The following is a 21,885-nucleotide window of genomic DNA, read 5'->3' as shown; positions in this document are numbered from 1 at the left end:
TATTTGAACCGTTAAACCGCGGCAGCGCCGCCGACGATTTCCGAGATCTCTTGGGTGATCGCAGCCTGACGCGCCTTGTTGTAGATCAGCTGCAAATCGCTGATCAAATCACCGGCGTTGTCGGTAGCGTTTTTCATCGCGATCATCCGCGCCGCTTGTTCAGCTGCGTTGTTCTCGACCACCGCCTGGTACACCTGCGACTCCACGTAGCGGACCATCAAGCCGTCAAGCAGCTCCTTGGCATCGGGTTCGTAGAGGTAGTCCCAGTGGTGCTTGAGTTCCTGTTCCGGGGTCGCCACCAGTGGGATCAATTGCTCCACGGTTGGCTGTTGCGTCATGGTATTGATGAACTTGTTGGATACCACGGACAGGCGGTCAATCCGGCCTTCCAGGTAAGCATCCAGCATCACCTTGACGCTGCCGATCAGGTCATTGATCGACGGCTCTTCACCCAGGTGGCTGATAGCGGCGACGACGTTACCGCCGAAGTTGCGGAAGAATGCCGCACCCTTGCTACCAATCACGCACAGATCGATCTCGACGCCTTGTTCGCGGTTTACCGCCATGTCCTTGACCAGGGCCTTGAACAGGTTGGTGTTCAAGCCACCGCACAGACCACGGTCACTGCTCACCACAACGTAACCGACGCGCTTGACGGCGCGGTCGATCATGAACGGGTGGCGATATTCCGGGTTGGCGTTGGCCAGATGACCAATCACCTGGCGGATGCGCTCCGCGTAAGGACGGCTAGCAGCCATGCGCATTTGTGCCTTGCGCATTTTACTGACCGCCACTTTTTCCATGGCGCTGGTAATCTTTTGCGTGCTTTTGATGCTCGCAATCTTACTGCGAATCTCTTTTGCGCCTGCCATGTAACACCTATCAGGTTAGCAAGCGGGAGCCTTGCGACTCCCGCTGCGGCTTACCAGGTTTGGGTGGCCTTGAACTTCTCGATGCCGGCTTTCATGCCAGCGTCGATTTCGTCATTGAAGTCACCCTTCACGTTGATCTTGGCCATCAAATCGGCGTGATCTCGGTTGAAGTAAGCAATCAGCGCTTGTTCAAAGCTGCCGACCTTGGCGATTTCGACGTCAGTCAGGAACCCACGTTCAGCGGCATACAGCGACAACGCCATGTCAGCGATCGACATAGGAGCGTATTGCTTCTGCTTCATCAGCTCGGTAACGCGCTGACCATGCTCAAGTTGCTTACGGGTCGCTTCGTCCAGGTCAGAAGCGAACTGGGCGAATGCTGCCAGTTCACGGTACTGAGCCAGAGCGGTACGGATACCACCGGAGAGCTTCTTGATGATCTTGGTCTGAGCGGCACCACCCACACGGGATACCGAAACACCGGCGTTCACAGCAGGACGGATGCCCGAGTTGAACATGGCCGATTCCAGGAAGATCTGACCGTCGGTGATGGAGATCACGTTGGTCGGAACGAACGCGGAAACGTCGCCAGCCTGGGTTTCGATGATCGGCAGCGCGGTCAGGGAACCGGTCTTGCCAGTCACTGCGCCGTTGGTGAACTTCTCTACGTAGTCTTCCGAGACGCGGGATGCGCGCTCCAACAGACGGGAGTGGAGATAGAACACGTCGCCTGGGTAGGCTTCACGGCCTGGTGGACGGCGCAGCAGCAGGGAAATCTGGCGGTAAGCCACTGCTTGCTTGGACAGATCGTCATAAACGATCAGCGCGTCTTCACCGCGGTCGCGGAAGTACTCGCCCATGGTGCAACCGGAGTACGGAGCCAGGAACTGCAGCGCAGGAGATTCCGAAGCACTGGCCGCCACGATGATCGTGTTGGCCAGGGCGCCGTTTTCTTCCAGCTTGCGAACCACGTTGGCGATGGTCGATTGCTTCTGACCGATGGCGACGTAGACGCAGAAAATGCCGCTGTTCTTCTGGTTGATGATCGCGTCGATCGCCAGAGCGGTTTTACCGATCTGACGGTCACCGATGATCAGCTCACGCTGGCCACGGCCGACAGGGATCATGGCATCGACAGCCTTGTAGCCAGTCTGTACAGGCTGGTCTACCGACTTACGCCAGATCACGCCTGGAGCAACTTTCTCGACCGCATCGGTCTCGGTGTTGTTCAGCGGACCTTTGCCGTCAACAGGGTTACCCAGTGCGTCGACTACGCGGCCCAGCAGTTCCTTACCGACTGGAACCTCGAGGATGCGGCCGGTGCACTTGGCGCTCATGCCTTCAGCCAGCGTCGTGTAAGCGCCCAATACCACGGCACCTACAGAGTCTTGCTCCAGGTTGAGGGCCATACCGTAGACGCCGCCCGGAAACTCGATCATCTCGCCGTACATGACGTCGGCCAGACCGTGAATCCGCACGATGCCGTCAGATACGCTGACGACAGTGCCTTCGTTACGGGCTTGGGAGGTCACATCGAGCTTGTCGATGCGGCCCTTGATAATTTCACTTATTTCGGAAGGATTGAGTTGCTGCATTGCTCTGCTGCCCCTTCAAACTCAAGATTTCAATGCTTCGGCAAGTTTCGCGATTTTGCCGCGAATCGAGCCATCGATAACCAGGTCGCCGGCGCGGATGACAACGCCCCCTATCAGGGATTTGTCTTCCTCGACTTGCAGGCGCACTTCCCGGTTGAGTCGTGCACTGAGAACCTTGGCGAGTTTGTCTTGCTGTTCTTGGTTCAATGCAAAAGCACTGGTCACTTCCACGTCTACCGATTTCTCTTGCTCGGCCTTGTACAGGTCGAAAAGAGCGGCGATCTCCGGCAGAAGCGGGAGACGGTCGTTTTCGGCTACAACGTGGATGAAATTCTGTGCCTTGGCATCGAACTTGTCGCCGCACACGTCAATGAACGTGGCGGCCTTTTCTGCGCTCGTCAGTCGCGGGGCCTTGAGCACACGCTGCATGGTGTCGTCTTGCGACACCGCTGCTGCCAGGCCGAGCATGGCTGACCAATTGGCCAGTTGCTGGTGGGCCTGAGCGTGCTCGAAGGCCGCCTTAGCGTAAGGTCGGGCCAACGTGGTCAGTTCTGCCATGATCGCCCTCGCTTAGATTTCAGCAGCCAGTTTGTTTACCAGCTCTGCGTGCGCGTTTTGATCGATTGTGGCACCCAGGATCTTCGAAGCACCGCCAACGGCCAGGGCACCCACTTGGGCACGCAGCGCGTCTTTGACACTGTTGAGTTCCTGTTCGATCTCGGCTTGAGCCTGAGCCTTCACACGGTCAGCTTCGACGCGAGCCTGTTCACGGGCTTCGTCGACAATCTGCGTACCGCGTTTCTTGGCTTGCTCGATGATTTCAGCTGCCTGAGCTTTCGCTTCGCGCAGTTGCTGACCCACTTTCTCATGGGCCAACTCCAGGTCGCGAGCTGCTCGGCTGGCAGCGTCCAGACCATCAGCGATCTTCTTTTGACGTTCGTGCAATGCCGCAATGACCGGAGGCCATACGAACTTCATGCAGAACAGTACAAAAATCAGGAACGCAACGGACTGGCCAATCAGGGTCGCATTAATGTTCACGCCAACACCTCGCAGTTACGTTGTCCATCACACCAGATTACTCGGAAGATCCGAATAATCAGCCAGCGATCTGACCAACGAACGGGTTCGCAAAGGTGAAGAACAGAGCGATACCAACACCGATCATGGTTACGGCGTCGAGCAGACCGGCAACGATGAACATCTTCACTTGCAGCATTGGAACCATTTCCGGTTGACGCGCAGCGCCTTCCAGGAATTTGCCGCCCAGCAGGCCGAAACCAATTGCGGTACCCAGTGCGCCCAGGCCGATCAACAGTGCAACAGCGATAGCGGTTAGACCAACTACAGTTTCCATCTTTCCTCCCGACTTTTACGTCGTATGGTTTAGGTTTTTTAGATTAAAGCGGTAAAACAAATCGTTTCATCAAGCCCGTTCGGGCCCCTTCCCGTTTGACCGGGAAGGACATCAGACTAGTCGAGACTGGCCTTAATGGTTTTCTTCGTGCGCCATCGACAGGTAGACGATGGTCAGCATCATGAAGATGAACGCCTGCAAGGTGATGATCAGGATGTGGAACACTGCCCACGCCCACTGCAGCACCACGCCCAGGCCGCTGAGCCAGAGCAGGCCGCTGCCGAACATCACAGCGATCAGGATGAACACCAGCTCGCCGGCATACATGTTGCCGAACAGACGCAGGGCCAGAGAGATTGGCTTGGCGATCAGGGTCACGAATTCCAGAAGGAAGTTCACCGGGATCAGCAGTGCCTGAACAAGGATGTTCTTGCTGCCGAACGGGTGCAGGGTCAGTTCGCCGATGAAACCGCCGATGCCCTTGACCTTGATGCTGTAGAAAATGATCAGTGCGAATACAGAGAACGCCATGCCCAGGGTCGCATTCGGGTCGGTGGTCGACACGGCGCGGAACGGGATATGGGCATCGCCGGAGATCAGGATGGCCAGTTGAGGAATCCAGTCGACCGGTACCAGGTCGATGGCGTTCATCAGGAACACCCAGACGAAGATGGTCAGTGCCAGCGGTGCGATCACCGGGCTACGGCCATGGAAGCTGTCTTTCACGCTGCCATCGACGAATTCGACCAGTACTTCAACGAAGTTCTGCAGTGCACCAGGCTGACCGGAAGTCGCTTTCTTTGCCGCCATGCGGAAAAGAAGAACGAAGATCAGACCCAACGCGACCGACCAGCCGAGGGTATCGACGTGGAAGGCCCAGAAGCCCATTTCTTTAGCTTCTGCTGCAGTGTGAGCAAAGCCCCAGCTGCCATTGGGTAGCTGACCGAAGGTCAGGTTCTGCAAGTGGTGCTGGATATAGCCCGAAGCGGTTGTCTCTGCCATGGTTGCCTCAAACGCCCTAAGGTCTCGAAAGTCTTGTTCTCATTAGCAGGGGAGCGAACCAGCTGACCATCTGGGTCAGCAGGAACACGCCGAATACAGCCAGCGGCGCCAATGGCTTCACACCTGCGAACGTCAGTGCAAACAGCACTGCCGTCAAAATCAATTTCCCCGCCTCGCCGGCATAAAAAGACCGGACGATGGCTTGGGCTGCTCGGGCGCCGGAAAACCGAAATGCCCTGTGAGCGAAGTAAATATTGGGAAGCAAGGCTATCAGGCCTCCGCAAAGACCCGAGTATCCGGCGACGACTCCTTTCCATTGCCAGAGCGCCAACGCGGCGATCAGTACAACGACGAACTGGGTCAATAACACCGGGAAAACAGCCAGACGATGGAACGGCAAGCGGTTTGGCGTGCGTGTTTCCATCGCTTTTGCTCTCCAATGGTCGGCTGCCGGAATTCAATAACTTGGCATAATTTGTGCCGACAAAATGCGCGCAGAGTATAGGGGCGGTTCTGCCCCTATTCAACCTCAAGGTAGTGATTTCCGACTGCGCGCTACAAGGGCAATTGTTTCAGCGAATGTGCGCAAGAACACCTTGCAGCTCATCGAGAGAGTTATAACCGATCACCAGTTGCCCTTTGCCCTTCTTTCCGTGGCGAATCTGCACCGCAGAGCCCAGGCGCTCGGCCAGGCGCTGCTCCAGGCGAGCGATGTCCGGATCGGGTTTTGGTGCTTCGACAGGGGCGGGTTTGCCGCTCAGCCATTGACGAACCAGTGCCTCGGTTTGGCGCACGGTCAGGCCGCGTGCGACAACATGTCGCGCCCCTTCAACTTGTTGATTTTCCGGCAAACCGAGCAAAGCCCGGGCATGGCCCATCTCCAGGTCGCCGTGGGACAGCATGGTCTTGATGACTTCCGGCAAGGCGATCAAACGCAGCAGGTTGGCCACGGTCACCCGAGACTTGCCCACCGCTTCGGCGACCTGTTGCTGAGTCAGCTGGAACTCCTGCTGCAAGCGCTGCAAGGCCACCGCTTCTTCGATCGGATTGAGGTCCTCGCGCTGGATGTTCTCGATCAGCGCCATGGCGATCGCCGTTTCATCCGGTACGTCGCGGACCATCGCCGGGATGGTTTCCTGGCCGGCTTGCTGGCTCGCGCGCCAGCGGCGTTCGCCGGCGATGATCTCGAACCGCCCATTGGCGATCGGGCGGACCACGATAGGCTGCATTACGCCCTGGGTCTTGATCGACTGGGCCAGTTCTTCCAGCGCTTGCGGGTCCATGTCCCGACGCGGCTGGTATTTGCCACGCTGGATCAGGTCCAGCGGCAGATGCTGCAATTCGCGCTGATCGACCTGGACTGCCTGTTCTTCAAGCGAACTGACAGTCGGACCGCTGAGCAGCGCATCCAGTCCACGTCCGAGACCTCGTTTCTTGACGGCCATGGGGTTTCCTTAAGTTGGCTGGGCTGCAGCGATGCGTGGCTGGCGGCGTTGACGGCGAACCATCTCGCCCGCCAGGGCCAGGTAGGCCAGCGCGCCACGCGATTGTTTGTCATAGGCCAGGGCCGGCATGCCATAGCTCGGCGCTTCGGCCAGGCGGATGTTCCGCGGAATGACCGTGTCATAGAGCTGCTCGCCGAAATGCTCCTTGAGCTGGGCCGACACGTCGTTCATCAGGCTCAGGCGCGGGTCGTACATCGTGCGCAACAGGCCTTCGACTTTCAGCTCCGGGTTCAGCAGTTCAGCGATGCGCTTGATGTTATCCACAAGGTCGCTCAACCCCTCGAGGGCGAAGTATTCACACTGCATGGGGATAATCACCCCATCGGCGGCAACCAACGCATTGAGGGTCAGCATCGACAGTGACGGTGGGCAGTCGATCAGGATGTAGTCGTAATTTTCACGAACCGGCGCCAACGCGCTGCGCAGGCGGCTCTCCTTCATCTGCATTTCCAGCAGCACCACTTCTGCCGCCGTCAGGTCACGGTTGGCCGGCAGCAGCTGGTAACCACCATGCTCGGAGAAATGCATGGCCTGGCCCAGGTCGCACTCACCGATGAGTACATCGTAGATGGAGTTTTCCAGGCCATGTTTATCCACACCGCTGCCCATGGTGGCGTTGCCCTGTGGATCGAGATCGATCAACAGCACCCGGCGCTTGGTCGCGACCAGGGATGCTGCGAGGTTGATGCAGGTGGTGGTCTTGCCCACACCACCTTTCTGGTTCGCTATCGCGAATACCTTAGCCATTCTTGCTTGTGTTCCCAATCATGCCGTGCGGCGCAGTATCAGCAGATGGCGTTGGCCTTGGCAACCGGGTACGGCCAAGGCGTGTTCGCTATCGAGGTGGAAGTCTGCCGGCAATGCTACCAGCTCATCGGCCGGATGAACGCCCTTCATTGCCAGCCAGCGTGTATCGGCGTCGCCCAGATGGCGCGTCCAGTTGCTGAAGTTCTCCATACTGCTGAAGGCCCGGGAGATGATTCCGTTGAACGGCTCTGCAGGCTGGAACGCTTCGACGCGGCTGTGGATAACTTGCAGGTTATCCAGTTTCAGTTCGAGTTTGACCTGGGTCAGGAAGCGGGTTTTCTTGCCGTTGCTGTCCAGACAGGTCACTTGCGAACCGGGAAACAGGATCGCCAGCGGAATACCAGGCATACCACCGCCGCTACCAACGTCGAGCCAGCGACCGTCTTCGATGAAAGACATCACGCTGAGACTGTCGAGCAAGTGTCGCGAGACCATTTCATCCGGATCGCGCACGGCGGTCAGGTTGTAGGCCTTGTTCCATTTGATCAGCAATGCCAGATAACCCAGCAACTGCGCGTGCTGGGCTTCGGTGAGGCTGACGCCGAGCTGACGGGCACCTGTGGATAATTCTTCAGCGTGTTGCGAGGTGACCATCGAACTCAAGCGCTTTGCTCCAACTGGCGGCCCGCGCCGCGTTTTTTCAAATGAATCATCAACAGCGAAATCGCCGCCGGGGTCACGCCGGGGATGCGCGACGCCTGGCCGAGGGTCTCGGGACGCGTTGCACCAAGCTTGCTCTGGATTTCTTTCGACAGACCCGAAATGTTCGTGTAGTCGATATCCACAGGCAGCCTGGTGTCTTCACTGGCGCGTAGACGGGCAATTTCGTCCTGTTGACGATCGATATAGCCGGCGTATTTGGTCTTGATCTCGACCTGTTCGGCCACTTGCGGATCTTCCGCGCCCTGGCCAGTGACTTCCACCAGCCCGACGTAATCGATTTCCGGCCGGCTCAACAGGTTGAGCAGGTTGTATTCGTGGGTCAGCGGAGTGCCGAATTTCGCCGCGATGGCGTCGCCCTGCTCGGTACCGGGACGAACCCAGGTGCTCTTCAGGCGCTGCTCTTCCAGCTCGATACTCTCGCGTTTCTTGCAGAACGCAGCCCAACGCACGTCATCCACCAGCCCCAGCTCGCGACCTTTCTCGGTCAGGCGCAGGTCGGCGTTGTCCTCACGCAGGATCAGGCGATATTCGGCGCGGGACGTGAACATCCGATACGGTTCCTGGGTACCCAGCGTAATCAGGTCGTCCACCAGCACACCGATATACGCCTCATCGCGACGCGGGCACCAGCTGTCTTTGCCCTGGGCGCGCAATGCCGCGTTGGCTCCGGCCAACAATCCTTGGGCACCCGCCTCTTCGTAACCGGTGGTGCCGTTGATCTGCCCGGCGAAGAACAGACCGCCGATAACCTTGGTTTCCAGGCTGTACTTCAGATCGCGCGGATCGAAGTAGTCGTACTCGATCGCATAACCCGGACGCACGATGTGAGCGTTCTCCATGCCACGGATCGACTGGACGATCTGCAACTGCACATCGAACGGCAGCGAGGTGGAGATCCCGTTCGGATACAGCTCATGGGTCGTCAGGCCTTCGGGCTCGATGAACACCTGATGGCTTTCCTTGTCGGCAAAGCGATGGATCTTGTCTTCGATCGACGGGCAATAGCGCGGGCCGACACCTTCGATTTCACCGGCAGCCGAATACATCGGCGAACGATCGAGGTTCGCTGCAATGATTTCGTGGGTGCGGGCATTGGTGTGGGTGATCCAGCAACTGACTTGCCGTGGATGCTGTTCCTTGTTGCCCATGAACGACATCACCGGGATCGGCGTATCGCCAGGCTGCTCGGTCATGACCGAGAAGTCCACGGACTTGCCGTCGATACGCGGTGGCGTACCGGTTTTCAGCCGACCAACGCGCAGCGGCAATTCACGCAGGCGTTGAGCCAGGGCGATTGAGGGCGGATCACCAGCGCGACCGCCGGAAAAGTTCTGCAAACCGATGTGGATAAGTCCGCCGAGGAAGGTCCCGGTGGTCAGTACGACGGAATCGGCGAAGAACCGCAGCCCCATTTGCGTGACGACACCGCGTACCTGGTCCTGCTCGACGATCAGATCGTCAGCCGCTTGCTGAAATATCCACAGGTTCGGCTGGTTTTCCAGGATTTCGCGGACAGCAGCTTTGTACAGGATTCGGTCTGCCTGGGCACGAGTGGCACGCACCGCTGGACCTTTGCGGCTGTTCAACACGCGAAACTGGATACCGCCTTTGTCCGTGGCCATGGCCATCGCGCCGCCGAGGGCATCGATTTCCTTGACCAGGTGGCTTTTGCCGATGCCACCAATGGCCGGGTTGCAGCTCATGGCGCCGAGGGTTTCCACGTTATGCGTCAGCAACAGGGTCTTTGCCCCCATGCGTGCTGATGCAAGTGCTGCCTCGGTACCGGCATGACCGCCGCCGATGACGATCACTTCAAAACGGGAAGGGAAATCCACCACGCACCTCGTGCCTGCTTAATTCAGGTAATTCGGAAATAGGTTTTGAGTCTGGCCCTGGGCGTTTTTCGAGCCAGGTCGGCAAGTATAGGGACTTCGTCCTTTCTAAAGAACCCTTTGCACAAAATTTAACCAGCTGTGGAGAACTCGCGGTTAAAAAAATAAAAAAGAAAGAAATTTATAGAATCTTTGTTTTTATGTTTATTCTTACTGAGCAACAGTTCTGTGGATAAGATCCTGTAAGCCTTTATATTCAAGCTGTACAGAGAATCAAAAACCTGTGCTCATCTGGCCATGAGGGCGTTGGATAACCGGTGTAAGCCTGTGGATGAATGGGGCGGTTATCCACAGAGGCAGTTATATCCAGTTTTCAGGGCTGCTTATCAACCGACCTCAGCGGCAGTTATTCACAGGGCTTAATCCACAGGCGATAGCCCACGGCAAAGCCGCCGCAGGGGCAATCGTATTGAGAAGGAAGAGGGGGAACCGGGCTTGGTTGGCTGTCAGCAGCAGCCCGGTTGGACGGGATTGGCGTTATTTGCCGATGCAGAAGCTGGAGAAGATCCGCCCCAGCAAGTCATCGGAACTGAAGGCTCCGGTGATTTCACCCAGGGAATGCTGCGCTTGGCGCAGATCTTCGGCCAGCAACTCACCGGCGCCTGCCAGGGTCAGCTGCGCACGACCGTGCTCAAGGGCAGCGCTGGCGTGACGCAATGCTTCAAGATGCCGGCGGCGAGCGCTGAAGCTGCTTTCCGATGTCTGCTCATAGCCCATGCAGGCCTTGAGATGATCGCGCAGTAACTCCAGGCCTTCACCGGCCGCCTTCGCGCTCAGGCTGATAGTGACGTGGCCATCGTCGCTCACTTCGAGGGCTATCGCTTCGCCCGTCAGGTCTGCCTTGTTGCGAATCAAGGTGACTTTTGCCGGATCCGGACGAACCTCCAGGAATTCAGGCCACAAAGCGAAAGGATCGCTTGCTTCCGGCGCACTGGCATCCACCACCAGCAACACACGATCAGCCTCGCCAATAGCCTTGAGGGCCCGTTCCACGCCGATTTTCTCGACCTGGTCGTCGGTATCGCGCAAGCCAGCGGTGTCCACGACGTGCAGCGGCATGCCGTCGATGTGGATATGTTCACGCAGGATGTCCCGGGTGGTGCCGGCAATCTCAGTAACAATGGCAGCCTCGCGCCCGGCCAGGGCGTTCAAGAGGCTGGACTTACCGGCGTTAGGGCGGCCGGCAATGACCACAGTCATACCGTCGCGCAACAAAGCCCCCTGCCCGGCTTCCCTCAAGACTGTGGATAATTCATCGCGCACCTTGTCGAGCATGCTCAACACGTGGCCGTCGGCGAGAAAATCGATTTCCTCTTCGGGGAAATCGATGGCCGCCTCGACGTAGATCCGCAGACCGATCAGTTGTTCGGTAAGGTTATGCACACGCTGTGAAAACGCCCCCTGCAATGACCGTAACGCGTTGCGTGCAGCCTGCGCAGAGCTGGCTTCGATCAGATCGGCAATCGCCTCGGCCTGGGCCAGGTCGAGTTTGTCATTGAGAAAGGCCCGCTCGCTGAACTCACCCGGCCGGGCCAGGCGGCAACCCAACTCGAGGCAACGCTGGAGCAGCATGTCCAGGACGACGGGGCCGCCATGCCCCTGCAGTTCCAGCACATCCTCGCCAGTGAATGAGTTCGGCCCAGGGAAATACAAGGCCAGGCCTTCATCGAGGACATGTTTGTCAGTGTCAAGAAAAGGTCCGTAGTGAGCGAAGCGCGGTTTCAGTTCGCGGCCGCTGATAGCCTTGGCCGCAACGCCAGCCAAAGGCCCCGAAATACGGACGATGCCGACCCCGCCGCGACCTTGAGCGGTGGCGACGGCGGCGATGGTTTCACGCGGTGCGCTCATAAACCGGTATCCAGACAAAAATGGCAGATAGCAAAACGCCCCACTAGGGGGCGTTTTGTGTGGTTATCCACAGGGCAAGTTACGCCTCGGCTTTTTTCGTGGCCGCTTCGATCTTACGCGTGATATACCACTGCTGAGTGATGGACAACACGTTGTTCACAACCCAGTACAGCACAAGACCGGCCGGGAACCACAGGAAGAAGAAGGTGAAGATGATCGGCATCATTTTCATGACCTTCGCCTGCATCGGATCCGGAGGTGTCGGGTTCAGCTGCTGCTGGATGAACATGGTGGCGCCCATGATGATCGGCAGGATGAAGAACGGATCCTTGATCGACAGGTCGGTGATCCACAGCATGAACGGTGCCTGGCGCATCTCCACGCTTTCCAGCAGAACCCAGTAAAGCGCGAGGAACACCGGCATCTGTACAAGAATCGGCAAGCAACCACCCAGCGGGTTGATCTTCTCTTTCTTGTACAGCTCCATCATGGCCTGGGACATTTTCTGCCGGTCATCGCCATGCTGTTCTTTCAGGGCAGCCAGTTTCGGTGCCACTGCACGCATGCGCGCCATTGATTTGTAGCTGGCCGCCGACAAGGGGAAGAAAATACCCTTGATCAGCATGGTGAGGAAGATGATCGACCAGCCCCAATTGCCGACGATGCTGTGGATATGTTGCAGCAACCAGAAGATCGGCTGGGCAATGAACCACAGGAAACCGTAGTCGACAGTCAATTCCAGGCCTGGGGACAACTGCTTCAGTACGGCTTGGCTTTTCGGACCGGCATACAGAATGGCGCTGGTCTCGACTTTTGCGCCTGGCGCTGCAGTCAACGCAGGGCCGGTATAGCCGACGATGTAGTTGCCTTTACTGTCCTTGCGCGTCTGGACGACATTGTTTTCGCCCTTCTGCGGAATCCATGCCGTTACGAAGTAGTGCTGCAACCAGGCAACCCAGCCACCCTGAACGGTTTCTTTCAGCTGAGCCTTGTCCATGTCCTTCATGGACACTTTTTTGTACGGTTCCGAACTTGTCCACAGGGCAGCGCCCAGGTAAGTCGCGGTACCGGTGGCGGTGCTGGACGAAGGATCATCACTGGCGTCGCGCTTCAACTGCGCGAACATCGCACCCGACCAGGGCTGAGCGCTCTGGTTGTCTACCAGATAGGAAACAGTCACGTCATACAGGCCGCGTTTCAGGGTGAAACGCTTGATGTAATTGACGCCGTCCTTGCTGAACTTCAGGTCGACGACCAGTTGGTCCTGGCCGTCAGCCAGCTGATAGACCTTCTTCTCGGCGGAATAAACCGGACGACCGGCCGGATTTGCATCCGGGCCATTGGCACCAATCAGGCCACTTTGAGCCAGATAGGTCCGCTCGTTACCGTTGTCGAACAACTGGAACGGGATTTCCGGGTGATCCTGGCGACGCGGATACAGCGGCAGCTTCAATTGAGCGACATCACCACCTTGTGGATCGATTGCCAGCTCGAGCACATCCGTCTTGATCTGAATCAGGTCCTTGCTGGCAGCCACGGGGGCTTCGGCAGGGGCGCTGGTGTCGCTCGCCGCGCGCGGGACATCGTCATTGCTGGCGGTGTTATTGCCAGTTGTTGTATCCGGCAGACTCGGTGCGGTATTGCTGGCTGCAACATTCTGAGTCGGCAGGGCAGCCTGGCCATAGTCCTGGTTCCATTTAAGGACCATGACGTAGGACACGATTGCCAGGGCGACGATCAGGATCGTGCGTTTGATATCCATGATTACTCGGCCATCGAAGAAGAACGGGAGGTAGGGATAGGCGGAACCGGGTCATAACCGCCGGGATTCCACGGATGACAGCGACCTAAACGACGAAAGGTCAGCCAGCCACCGCGCAGAAGACCATGATTTTCTATGGCTTCATACGCGTAGCAGGAACAACTGGGGTAGAAACGACAGTGGCTGGCCATCAGGGGACTGATGGCATAGCGATAAAACTGGATCGGAACGAGTGCCAGTTTACGCATCGGTGCTGTCTACCCCTACAGTCTCGGTGTTGGCTACCGGTGCTGGCTTGTTACGAGCCAGGCGTTTCCAGAGCTTGCCGAAATGCTGAATCAATTCGGGGTTTTCTACGTCACCCAAACCTTTGCGCGCGACGATAACAATGTCCCAGCCGACCAGTGAATCCTGGTTCAGGCGAAACGATTCGCGCATCAGACGTTTGAGGCGATTGCGCTGAACGGAGAGCTTGACGCTCTTTTTCCCGATAACCAGCCCTAGGCGGGGGTGATCGAGATCGTTGTTGCGCGCAAGGAGCAGGAGATTTTTCCCCGGAACCTTGCCGGTAGGGGAGTCAAAGACTGCCTTGAAATGCCGGGGTGTAAGCAGACGCTTTTCCCGACTGAAGTCCTGACTCACCTCCAGTGCCGGATTATCAAACTGCCAGACGCGCACGACCTTTGGCGCGACGACGCGACAGGACGGCACGACCGTTCTTGGTAGCCATGCGAGCACGGAAACCGTGGGTACGAGCGCGTTTGATAGTGCTTGGTTGGAAAGTACGTTTCATGTCGTGTTACCTGGTTCGTCCACAACGGGCCGGAATGGCCCCCGTTTTAAGAGACCGGGGATTCTAGAGAAAGCAAGCCTCTAGGTCAATTTCCAACCAGCGTTTCCTTTAAATAGATATCCAGCCCCTCCTTTGCGGATTCGACGCAGACCGCTAGATATAGAAATAAAGAAGGGAATTATTTAAAGCTTTTCTGTAAAGCTTATAAAAGCTAGCAAGCCACCTGCCTGTGGATAACCCCATCAAGGCCTTACAAATCGCTGTGTACAGAGAATGACAACTACAGTGGAAAGCGGTGACAACCCTGTGCTGCGCTGTCGGATAAGCTGTGGGTGGAATGGGTAGTTATCCACAGAGCGGTTATCCACTGAGTTCGACCCCCAGTTGTACAACGGGCTCAGGGTTGGTTATCCACAGCCCTTATCCACCGACCGTCCGTCGTCTTTCGTTCTGTTAAGGCATTGATAAATCATGGGCGATACGCAACCTGCATGTGGATAAGTGAGCGGCTGATCGCTACAATGGCCGCTTGTTTTTGCCTCACCGGCTTTCAACTCAGGGGATATCCGTGTCAGTGGAACTTTGGCAGCAGTGCGTTGAGCTTTTGCGCGATGAGTTGCCTGCCCAACAATTCAACACTTGGATCCGTCCACTACAGGTCGAAGCCGAAGGCGACGAGTTGCGCGTCTATGCGCCGAACCGTTTCGTTCTCGACTGGGTCAACGAAAAGTACCTTGGCCGGGTCATGGAGCTGCTCGATGAGCATGGCAATGGCATGGCGCCTGCGCTGTCCTTGTTAATAGGCAGCAAGCGCAGCTCGGCACCGCGCGCGGCACCCAATGCGCCGCTGGCCGCTGCTGCGTCACAGGCGCAACAGGCCGCTACGCCACCGACCAACAACCATGCCGCACCGACGCCCGCGCCTGCCCCGGGCAAACGCAACGCTCAGAAGGTCGCCGAAGTCAGCGAGGAGCCCTCCCGGGACAGCTTCGACCCAATGGCCGGTGCGAGCTCCCAGCAGGCACCGGTGCGCGCTGAACAACGGACGGTCCAGGTGGAAGGTGCGCTCAAGCACACCAGTTACCTGAACCGGACCTTTACCTTCGAGAACTTCGTCGAAGGCAAGTCCAACCAACTGGCCCGGGCTGCAGCCTGGCAGGTGGCGGACAATCCCAAGCACGGCTACAACCCGCTCTTCCTTTATGGCGGCGTCGGCTTGGGTAAGACCCACCTGATGCACGCGGTGGGCAACCATCTATTAAAGAAGAATCCGAATGCCAAGGTCGTCTACCTGCATTCCGAGCGTTTCGTGGCTGACATGGTCAAGGCCTTGCAACTGAACGCCATCAACGAGTTCAAGCGTTTCTACCGTTCGGTGGACGCCTTGCTGATCGACGACATCCAATTTTTCGCTCGCAAGGAACGGTCTCAGGAAGAGTTTTTCCACACCTTCAACGCATTGCTTGAAGGTGGGCAGCAGGTCATTCTTACCAGCGACCGCTACCCGAAAGAGATCGAAGGCCTCGAAGAACGCCTCAAGTCACGTTTCGGTTGGGGCCTGACGGTGGCCGTAGAACCGCCGGAACTGGAAACCCGCGTCGCGATCCTTATGAAGAAGGCCGACCAGGCCAAGGTCGAGCTGCCTCACGATGCAGCGTTCTTCATCGCCCAGCGTATTCGCTCGAACGTGCGTGAGCTGGAAGGTGCACTGAAGCGGGTGATTGCCCACTCTCACTTCATGGGTCGCGATATCACCATCGAGCTGATCCGCGAATCCTTGAAGGACTTGCTGGCGCTGCAGGACAAGCTTGTCTCTGTGGATAACATTCAGCGTACCGTTGCTGAATACTACAAAATCAAAATTTCCGATCTGCTTTCCAAGCGCCGTTCGCGTTCGGTGGCACGACCGCGTCAGGTGGCTATGGCCTTGTCCAAGGAGCTGACCAACCACAGCCTGCCGGAAATCGGCGATGTGTTTGGCGGACGCGACCACACCACCGTGTTGCACGCCTGCCGCAAGATCAACGAACTTAAGGAATCCGACGCGGACATCCGCGAGGACTACAAGAACCTGCTGCGTACACTGACCACTTGATGACCACCAGCGCAGCTTATTAAGGCAAGGGACTAGACCATGCATTTCACCATTCAACGCGAAGCCCTGTTGAAACCCCTGCAACTGGTCGCGGGCGTCGTCGAACGCCGCCAGACCTTGCCGGTACTTTCCAACGTGCTGCTGGTTGTCGAAGGCCAGCAATTGTCGCTGACCGGTACCGACCTGGAAGTCGAGCTGGTCGGTCGTGTCCAACTTGAAGAGCCGGCCGATCCGGGCTCCATCACCGTGCCGGCGCGCAAGCTGATGGACATCTGCAAGAGCCTGCCAAACGACGCGCTGATCGACATCAAGGTCGATGAGCAGAAGCTCGTGGTCAAGGCCGGTCGTAGTCGCTTCACCTTGTCGACCCTGCCAGCCAACGATTTCCCGACGGTGGAAGAAGGCCCGGGCTCGCTGACCTGCAGCCTGGAACAAAGCAAGCTGCGTCGCCTGATCGAGCGGACCAGTTTCGCGATGGCCCAGCAGGACGTGCGTTATTACCTCAACGGCATGCTGCTGGAGGTCTCGGCCGGCATCATCCGCGCCGTGGCGACTGACGGTCACCGCCTGGCGATGTGCTCCATGCAAGCCGATATCGGCCAGCCGGATCGTCATCAGGTCATCGTGCCGCGCAAAGGCATCCTGGAGCTGGCGCGCCTGCTGACCGAGCCGGATGGCAACGTCAGCATCGTCCTGGGCCAGCATCACATCCGCGCGACCACCGGCGAGTTCACCTTCACTTCGAAACTGGTAGACGGCAAATTCCCTGACTACGAGCGCGTCCTGCCCAAAGGTGGCGACAAGCTGGTACTTGGCGATCGTCAGGCGCTGCGCGAAGCCTTCAGCCGCACCGCGATCCTGTCCAACGAGAAGTACCGCGGCATTCGTCTGCAACTAGCCAACGGTCAGCTGAAGATCCAGGCGAATAACCCGGAGCAGGAAGAAGCGGAAGAAGAAGTAGGCGTGGAGTACAACGGTGGCTCCCTGGAAATCGGCTTCAACGTCAGCTATCTGCTGGACGTATTGGGCGTGATGACCACCGAGCAGGTACGTCTGATTCTGTCCGACTCCAACAGCAGTGCGCTGGTGCAGGAATCCGACAACGACGATTCGGCTTACGTTGTCATGCCGATGCGTCTGTAATCAGAATCAGCTAGATGTCCTTAAGTCGCGTCTCGGTCACCGCGGTGCGCAATTTGCACCCGGTGACCTTCTCCCCCTCCCCCCGCATCAATATCCTTTACGGCGCCAACGGCAGCGGCAAGACCAGCGTCTTGGAAGCTGTGCATCTGCTTGGGCTTGCCCGTTCGTTTCGCAGCACCCGCCTATTGCCGGTCATTCAGTACGACCAACTGGCATGTACGGTGTTTGGGCAGGTTGAACTGGCTGAAGGTGGTCACAGCGCATTGGGGATTTCACGGGACCGGCAGGGCGAATTCCAGATTCGCATCGATGGGCAAAATGCCCGTAGCGCAGCACAACTAGCGGAAATCCTCCCGTTGCAGCTGATCAATCCGGACAGTTTTCGGTTGCTGGAAGGGGCGCCGAAGATCCGCCGGCAGTTTCTCGACTGGGGTGTGTTCCACGTGGAACCACGTTTCATGGCCACGTGGCAGCGTTTGCAGAAGGCGCTGCGCCAGCGAAACTCTTGGCTGCGACATGGTACACTTGACGCCGTTTCGCAAGCGGTTTGGGACAGAGAGCTGTGCCAAGCCAGCGCCGAAATCGATGAATACCGCCGCGCTTATATAAAAGCCTTGAAACCGGTCTTCGAACAGACCTTGAGCGAACTGGTTGAGCTTGAGGGACTGACGCTCAGCTATTACCGAGGCTGGGACAAGGACCGGGAATTGAGCGCTGTGCTGGCTGGCTCGCTACAGCGTGATCAGCAGATGGGGCATACCCAGGCCGGACCACAACGTGCTGACTTGCGTCTCAGACTGGGCGCGCACAATGCAGCGGACATATTGTCCCGCGGTCAGCAGAAGTTGGTGGTGTGCGCCTTGCGTATCGCCCAAGGTCATTTGGTCAGCCAGGCCCGTCGCGGTCAGTGTATTTATCTGGTGGATGACTTGCCGTCCGAACTGGACGAGACCCACCGCCGTGCGCTTTGCCGCTTGCTGGAAGACTTACGCTGCCAGGTGTTCATCACCTGTGTAGACCACGAATTATTGAGGGAAGGCTGGCAGACGGAAACGCCAGTCGCTCTGTTCCACGTGGAACAGGGCCGTATCACCCAGACCCACGACCATCGGGAGTGAAGGCATTGAGCGAAGAAAATACGTACGACTCAACGAGCATTAAAGTGCTTAAAGGCCTGGATGCCGTACGCAAACGTCCCGGTATGTACATTGGTGACACCGACGATGGCAGCGGTCTGCACCACATGGTGTTCGAGGTGGTCGACAACTCCATCGACGAAGCCCTTGCCGGTCATTGCGACGACATCAGCATCATTATCCACCCGGATGAGTCCATCACCGTTCGCGACAACGGCCGTGGCATCCCGGTAGACGTACACAAAGAAGAAGGCGTTTCCGCGGCTGAGGTCATCATGACCGTATTGCACGCCGGCGGTAAGTTCGACGACAACTCCTACAAAGTCTCCGGCGGTCTGCACGGTGTTGGTGTGTCGGTTGTAAACGCGCTGTCCGAGAAGCTTGTTCTCACTGTTCGCCGCAGCGGCAAGATCTGGGAACAGACCTACGTCCACGGCGTGCCTCAGGCGCCGATGGCAATCGTTGGCGACAGTGAGTCCACGGGGACCCAGATTCACTTCAAGGCCTCCAGCGAAACCTTCAAGAACATCCACTTCAGCTGGGATATCCTGGCCAAGCGGATTCGTGAGCTGTCCTTCCTGAACTCCGGTGTCGGCATCGTCCTCAAGGACGAGCGCAGCGGCAAGGAAGAGCTGTTCAAGTACGAAGGTGGCCTGCGGGCATTCGTCGAGTACCTGAACACCAACAAGACCCCGGTCAACCAGGTGTTCCACTTCAACATCCAGCGTGAAGACGGCATCGGCGTGGAAATCGCCCTGCAGTGGAACGACAGCTTCAACGAGAACCTGTTGTGCTTTACCAACAACATTCCGCAGCGCGATGGTGGTACTCACCTGGTGGGCTTCCGTTCAGCGCTGACGCGTAACCTGAACAACTACATCGAACAGGAAGGGCTGGCGAAGAAGCACAAAGTCGCTACCACCGGTGACGACGCCCGTGAAGGCCTGACCGCGATCATTTCGGTGAAGGTGCCGGATCCGAAGTTCAGTTCCCAGACCAAGGACAAACTGGTGTCTTCCGAAGTGAAGACCGCAGTCGAACAGGAGATGGGCAAGTACTTCTCCGACTTCCTGCTGGAGAACCCGAACGAAGCCAAGCTGGTGGTCGGTAAGATGATCGACGCCGCCCGTGCCCGTGAAGCGGCGCGCAAGGCCCGTGAGATGACTCGCCGTAAAGGCGCGCTGGACATCGCCGGCCTGCCGGGCAAACTGGCCGACTGCCAGGAGAAGGACCCTGCCCTGTCCGAGCTGTACCTGGTGGAAGGTGACTCTGCTGGCGGTTCCGCCAAGCAGGGCCGCAACCGTCGTACCCAGGCGATCCTGCCGCTCAAAGGCAAGATCCTCAACGTCGAAAAGGCGCGCTTCGACAAGATGATCTCTTCCCAGGAGGTCGGTACGCTGATCACCGCGCTGGGCTGTGGCATCGGCCGCGAAGAGTACAACATCGACAAGCTGCGCTATCACAACATCATCATCATGACCGACGCCGACGTCGACGGTTCGCACATCCGCACCCTGCTGCTGACGTTCTTCTTCCGTCAGTTGCCGGAGCTGATCGAGCGCGGCTACATCTATATCGCCCAGCCGCCTTTGTACAAGGTCAAGAAAGGCAAGCAAGAGCAATACATCAAAGACGACGACGCCATGGAAGAGTACATGACGCAGTCGGCCCTGGAAGACGCGAGCCTGCACCTGAACGAAGATGCCCCAGGCATTTCCGGTGAAGCCCTTGAGCGCCTGGTGAATGATTTCCGCCTGGTGATGAAGACCCTCAAGCGCCTCTCACGCCTGTACCCACAGGAACTGACCGAGCACTTCATCTACCTGCCGGCCGTCAGCCTGGAGCAGCTGTCCGACCACGCAGCGATGCAGGATTGGCTGGCCCAGTACGAAGTACGCCTGCGTACCGTGGAAAAATCCGGCCTGGTCTACAAAGCCAGCCTGCGTGAAGACCGTGAGCGTAACGTCTGGCTGCCGGAGGTTGAACTGATCTCCCACGGTCTGTCGAACTACGTCACCTTCAACCGCGATTTCTTCGGCAGCAACGACTACAAGACCGTCGTATCCCTCGGCGCGCAACTGAGCACGCTGTTGGACGAAGGTGCGTACATCCAACGTGGTGAGCGCAAGAAAGCCGTGACTGAGTTCAAGGAAGCCCTTGAATGGCTGATGGCCGAAAGCACCAAGCGCCACACCATCCAGCGATACAAAGGGCTGGGTGAGATGAACCCGGATCAGCTGTGGGAAACCACCATGGATCCTGGATCGCGCCGCATGCTGAAAGTCACCATCGAAGACGCCATTGGCGCGGACCAGATCTTCAACACCCTGATGGGTGATGCGGTCGAGCCCCGTCGTGACTTCATCGAGAGCAACGCGTTGGCGGTGTCCAACCTGGATTTCTGATCCGGCTTGCCCTGCCCCAACGAAAAAGGCCAACGCTCATGCGTTGGCCTTTTTTTATGCTAACTGGCCACTGAAGCCTCACTCCCCGCCGCAACGCTCTCCAACCGATACCCATACCCATAGATCGTCAACAACTGCCAGCCGCGATCAGCGGTCAGCCCGAGCTTGTTGCGCAGGCGATAGATGTGGGTATCGAGCGGGCGCGACGAGGTCATTTCTTCATGGGTCCAGAAGCGCTCATAAAAGTACTCCCGTGACAGCGGCCGACCCAGGTTGGCGAACAGGCAGCGGGCCAGGCGGTATTCCCGTTCAGTCAGGCTGATGGGGATGCCGGCGCGGGTGACGGTCAATTCGGCGTCGTCGAATTCCAGGTCATTGAATATCAGCACTTCAGTGGCCGGAACGCGTTGCAGGTTATGGCGCCGCAGCACCGCGGTGACCCGGGCCTTGAGCTCGTTGGGACGGAAGGGCTTGCTGACGTAGTCATCGGCACCGGCGTTAAGCGCCTGGACGATGTCGTGCTCGCCGTCGCGGCTGGTGAGCATGATGGCTGCGGGTGGCGAGTCCATGTGCTCACGTGTCCAGCGCAGCAAGGACAAGCCACTGATGTCAGGTAATTGCCAGTCCAGGATCAACAGGTCAAACGTTTCCCTGCGCAGTTGTCGCAACAGGTCTTCACCCCGTTCGAAACTGTGCAGTGTCCAGGCGGGCTCTCCCCTACCGGGAATTTGCTGCAGTGTCTGTTCCACCCGGCGCAACTCCGCCGGTTCATCGTCCAGTATGGCGACACGCATGGAATGCGATTCCTTGGTTCCAAGAATAACGGACATTCTCAGCTGGCAATCAAAAGCAGCCGGTGGCTGGTTCGTCGTCGTTGAGGTGTCACTGGCTGCGACAATACCGGCTCGCGATGCGAAGTGAAAGGCAGCCGCATTGCCATCATCAAGTCCGTTATAGTCTTGGCCGCAGCTGTGAGCTGGAGGCTGCCCGCATGTATAAACCGTCCGATC

Annotated in this window: 21 protein-coding genes; 4 read left to right on the top strand and 17 right to left on the bottom strand. The window is 57.9% G+C overall.

The features are described 5' to 3' along the window. Positions 1 to 11: 11 nt before the first annotated feature. The 16 genes from atpG to rpmH all read right to left on the bottom strand — a co-directional run bounded on the left by atpG (position 12) and on the right by rpmH (position 14,096). Entirely contained in the window at positions 12 to 872 is an 861-nt protein-coding gene (atpG, locus tag J3P91_RS27800) for a F0F1 ATP synthase subunit gamma (RefSeq protein ID WP_186611299.1), read from the bottom strand. Positions 873 to 922: 50 nt separating this feature from the next. After that, on the bottom strand, positions 923 to 2,467 hold the full coding sequence (gene atpA, locus J3P91_RS27795) for a F0F1 ATP synthase subunit alpha (RefSeq protein WP_434570698.1): 1,545 nt from the start codon (positions 2,465 to 2,467) through the stop codon (positions 923 to 925). Between the two features lie 21 nt (positions 2,468 to 2,488). Then, the gene (locus J3P91_RS27790) at positions 2,489 to 3,025 is read right to left on the bottom strand and encodes a F0F1 ATP synthase subunit delta (protein WP_003187192.1); all 537 of its coding nucleotides are present in this window, start codon (positions 3,023 to 3,025) and stop codon (positions 2,489 to 2,491) included. A gap of 12 nt (positions 3,026 to 3,037) precedes the next feature. Next, positions 3,038 to 3,508 (bottom strand): F0F1 ATP synthase subunit B, encoded by a 471-nt coding sequence (locus J3P91_RS27785; RefSeq protein WP_047230097.1) that lies wholly within the window; start codon positions 3,506 to 3,508, stop codon positions 3,038 to 3,040. A gap of 58 nt (positions 3,509 to 3,566) precedes the next feature. After that, positions 3,567 to 3,824, bottom strand: coding sequence for a F0F1 ATP synthase subunit C (atpE, locus tag J3P91_RS27780; RefSeq protein ID WP_003097235.1), 258 nt, complete (start codon positions 3,822 to 3,824; stop codon positions 3,567 to 3,569). A 132-nt stretch (positions 3,825 to 3,956) separates the two neighbouring features. Next, positions 3,957 to 4,826 (bottom strand): F0F1 ATP synthase subunit A, encoded by an 870-nt coding sequence (gene atpB, locus J3P91_RS27775; RefSeq protein WP_434602344.1) that lies wholly within the window; start codon positions 4,824 to 4,826, stop codon positions 3,957 to 3,959. A 16-nt stretch (positions 4,827 to 4,842) separates the two neighbouring features. Beyond that, positions 4,843 to 5,250: a F0F1 ATP synthase subunit I gene (locus tag J3P91_RS27770; protein WP_305497745.1), complete on the bottom strand. Its 408-nt coding sequence runs from the start codon at positions 5,248 to 5,250 to the stop codon at positions 4,843 to 4,845. A 148-nt stretch (positions 5,251 to 5,398) separates the two neighbouring features. Continuing rightward, the gene (locus tag J3P91_RS27765; protein WP_305497746.1) at positions 5,399 to 6,271 is read right to left on the bottom strand and encodes a ParB/RepB/Spo0J family partition protein; all 873 of its coding nucleotides are present in this window, start codon (positions 6,269 to 6,271) and stop codon (positions 5,399 to 5,401) included. A 9-nt stretch (positions 6,272 to 6,280) separates the two neighbouring features. Beyond that, positions 6,281 to 7,078: a ParA family protein gene (locus J3P91_RS27760; protein ID WP_030139029.1), complete on the bottom strand. Its 798-nt coding sequence runs from the start codon at positions 7,076 to 7,078 to the stop codon at positions 6,281 to 6,283. Positions 7,079 to 7,096: 18 nt separating this feature from the next. Continuing rightward, positions 7,097 to 7,732, bottom strand: a complete 636-nt coding sequence (gene rsmG, locus J3P91_RS27755; protein ID WP_305501421.1) for a 16S rRNA (guanine(527)-N(7))-methyltransferase RsmG — start codon at positions 7,730 to 7,732, stop codon at positions 7,097 to 7,099. Between the two features lie 5 nt (positions 7,733 to 7,737). Continuing rightward, positions 7,738 to 9,636 (bottom strand): tRNA uridine-5-carboxymethylaminomethyl(34) synthesis enzyme MnmG, encoded by a 1,899-nt coding sequence (gene mnmG, locus J3P91_RS27750; protein ID WP_434602343.1) that lies wholly within the window; start codon positions 9,634 to 9,636, stop codon positions 7,738 to 7,740. Positions 9,637 to 10,170: 534 nt separating this feature from the next. Continuing rightward, the gene (gene mnmE, locus J3P91_RS27745; RefSeq protein ID WP_434602342.1) at positions 10,171 to 11,541 is read right to left on the bottom strand and encodes a tRNA uridine-5-carboxymethylaminomethyl(34) synthesis GTPase MnmE; all 1,371 of its coding nucleotides are present in this window, start codon (positions 11,539 to 11,541) and stop codon (positions 10,171 to 10,173) included. Between the two features lie 79 nt (positions 11,542 to 11,620). Next, positions 11,621 to 13,303, bottom strand: a complete 1,683-nt coding sequence (gene yidC / locus J3P91_RS27740) for a membrane protein insertase YidC (RefSeq protein ID WP_434602341.1) — start codon at positions 13,301 to 13,303, stop codon at positions 11,621 to 11,623. Positions 13,304 to 13,305: 2 nt separating this feature from the next. Further along, the gene (gene yidD, locus J3P91_RS27735) at positions 13,306 to 13,551 is read right to left on the bottom strand and encodes a membrane protein insertion efficiency factor YidD (RefSeq protein WP_010465488.1); all 246 of its coding nucleotides are present in this window, start codon (positions 13,549 to 13,551) and stop codon (positions 13,306 to 13,308) included. Then, positions 13,544 to 13,945 (bottom strand): ribonuclease P protein component, encoded by a 402-nt coding sequence (rnpA, locus tag J3P91_RS27730; protein ID WP_434574324.1) that lies wholly within the window; start codon positions 13,943 to 13,945, stop codon positions 13,544 to 13,546. Before rnpA ends, yidD begins: the two co-directional genes overlap by 8 nt. Positions 13,946 to 13,961: 16 nt before the next feature. Then, a complete protein-coding gene (gene rpmH / locus J3P91_RS27725; RefSeq protein WP_003213577.1) occupies positions 13,962 to 14,096 on the bottom strand; it encodes a 50S ribosomal protein L34 in 135 nt (44 codons plus the stop codon). 568 nt (positions 14,097 to 14,664) lie between these two features. Here rpmH and dnaA point away from each other — a divergent pair. From dnaA to gyrB, 4 genes are read left to right on the top strand one after another with little or no spacing between them, the layout of a single operon-like run. Next, a complete protein-coding gene (gene dnaA / locus J3P91_RS27720) occupies positions 14,665 to 16,191 on the top strand; it encodes a chromosomal replication initiator protein DnaA (protein ID WP_434570707.1) in 1,527 nt (508 codons plus the stop codon). Between the two features lie 39 nt (positions 16,192 to 16,230). Continuing rightward, positions 16,231 to 17,334, top strand: coding sequence for a DNA polymerase III subunit beta (dnaN, locus tag J3P91_RS27715; RefSeq protein ID WP_007903001.1), 1,104 nt, complete (start codon positions 16,231 to 16,233; stop codon positions 17,332 to 17,334). A gap of 14 nt (positions 17,335 to 17,348) precedes the next feature. After that, positions 17,349 to 18,452 carry a DNA replication/repair protein RecF gene (gene recF, locus J3P91_RS27710; protein WP_305497751.1) on the top strand — a complete coding sequence of 368 codons (1,104 nt, stop codon included), beginning with the start codon at positions 17,349 to 17,351 and terminating at the stop codon, positions 18,450 to 18,452. Between the two features lie 5 nt (positions 18,453 to 18,457). Continuing rightward, entirely contained in the window at positions 18,458 to 20,875 is a 2,418-nt protein-coding gene (gene gyrB / locus J3P91_RS27705) for a DNA topoisomerase (ATP-hydrolyzing) subunit B (RefSeq protein WP_434602340.1), read from the top strand. Positions 20,876 to 20,934: 59 nt separating this feature from the next. Here the strand turns inward: gyrB and J3P91_RS27700 are convergent, their stop codons facing one another. Beyond that, entirely contained in the window at positions 20,935 to 21,669 is a 735-nt protein-coding gene (locus J3P91_RS27700) for a response regulator transcription factor (RefSeq protein ID WP_434602338.1), read from the bottom strand. Between the last annotated feature and the right edge of the window lie 216 nt (positions 21,670 to 21,885).

Source organism: Pseudomonas sp. Z4-7, from assembly GCF_051131965.1.
In the GTDB taxonomy this organism is placed as follows: Bacteria; Pseudomonadota; Gammaproteobacteria; order Pseudomonadales; family Pseudomonadaceae; genus Aquipseudomonas.
The sequence above is the reverse complement of the archived record's forward strand: the minus strand, read 5'-3'. Positions and strand labels throughout refer to the sequence as shown.

Excerpts from the sequence above, each read along its gene's own strand:
- J3P91_RS27700 (WP_434602338.1), bottom strand. The coding sequence starts at position 21,669 with ATGCGTGTCGCCATACTGGACGATGAACCGGCGGAGTTGCGCCGGGTG.
- yidD (WP_010465488.1), bottom strand. The coding sequence starts at position 13,551 with ATGCGTAAACTGGCACTCGTTCCGATCCAGTTTTATCGCTATGCCATC.
- atpE (WP_003097235.1), bottom strand. The coding sequence starts at position 3,824 with ATGGAAACTGTAGTTGGTCTAACCGCTATCGCTGTTGCACTGTTGATC.
- J3P91_RS27765 (WP_305497746.1), bottom strand. The coding sequence starts at position 6,271 with ATGGCCGTCAAGAAACGAGGTCTCGGACGTGGACTGGATGCGCTGCTC.
- atpA (WP_434570698.1), bottom strand. The coding sequence starts at position 2,467 with ATGCAGCAACTCAATCCTTCCGAAATAAGTGAAATTATCAAGGGCCGC.
- rpmH (WP_003213577.1), bottom strand. The coding sequence starts at position 14,096 with ATGAAACGTACTTTCCAACCAAGCACTATCAAACGCGCTCGTACCCAC.
- yidC (WP_434602341.1), bottom strand. The coding sequence starts at position 13,303 with ATGGATATCAAACGCACGATCCTGATCGTCGCCCTGGCAATCGTGTCC.
- J3P91_RS27770 (WP_305497745.1), bottom strand. The coding sequence starts at position 5,250 with ATGGAAACACGCACGCCAAACCGCTTGCCGTTCCATCGTCTGGCTGTT.
- recF (WP_305497751.1), top strand. The coding sequence starts at position 17,349 with ATGTCCTTAAGTCGCGTCTCGGTCACCGCGGTGCGCAATTTGCACCCG.
- J3P91_RS27760 (WP_030139029.1), bottom strand. The coding sequence starts at position 7,078 with ATGGCTAAGGTATTCGCGATAGCGAACCAGAAAGGTGGTGTGGGCAAG.
- J3P91_RS27790 (WP_003187192.1), bottom strand. The coding sequence starts at position 3,025 with ATGGCAGAACTGACCACGTTGGCCCGACCTTACGCTAAGGCGGCCTTC.
- atpG (WP_186611299.1), bottom strand. The coding sequence starts at position 872 with ATGGCAGGCGCAAAAGAGATTCGCAGTAAGATTGCGAGCATCAAAAGC.
- dnaN (WP_007903001.1), top strand. The coding sequence starts at position 16,231 with ATGCATTTCACCATTCAACGCGAAGCCCTGTTGAAACCCCTGCAACTG.
- mnmE (WP_434602342.1), bottom strand. The coding sequence starts at position 11,541 with ATGAGCGCACCGCGTGAAACCATCGCCGCCGTCGCCACCGCTCAAGGT.
- atpB (WP_434602344.1), bottom strand. The coding sequence starts at position 4,826 with ATGGCAGAGACAACCGCTTCGGGCTATATCCAGCACCACTTGCAGAAC.
- rsmG (WP_305501421.1), bottom strand. The coding sequence starts at position 7,732 with ATGGTCACCTCGCAACACGCTGAAGAATTATCCACAGGTGCCCGTCAG.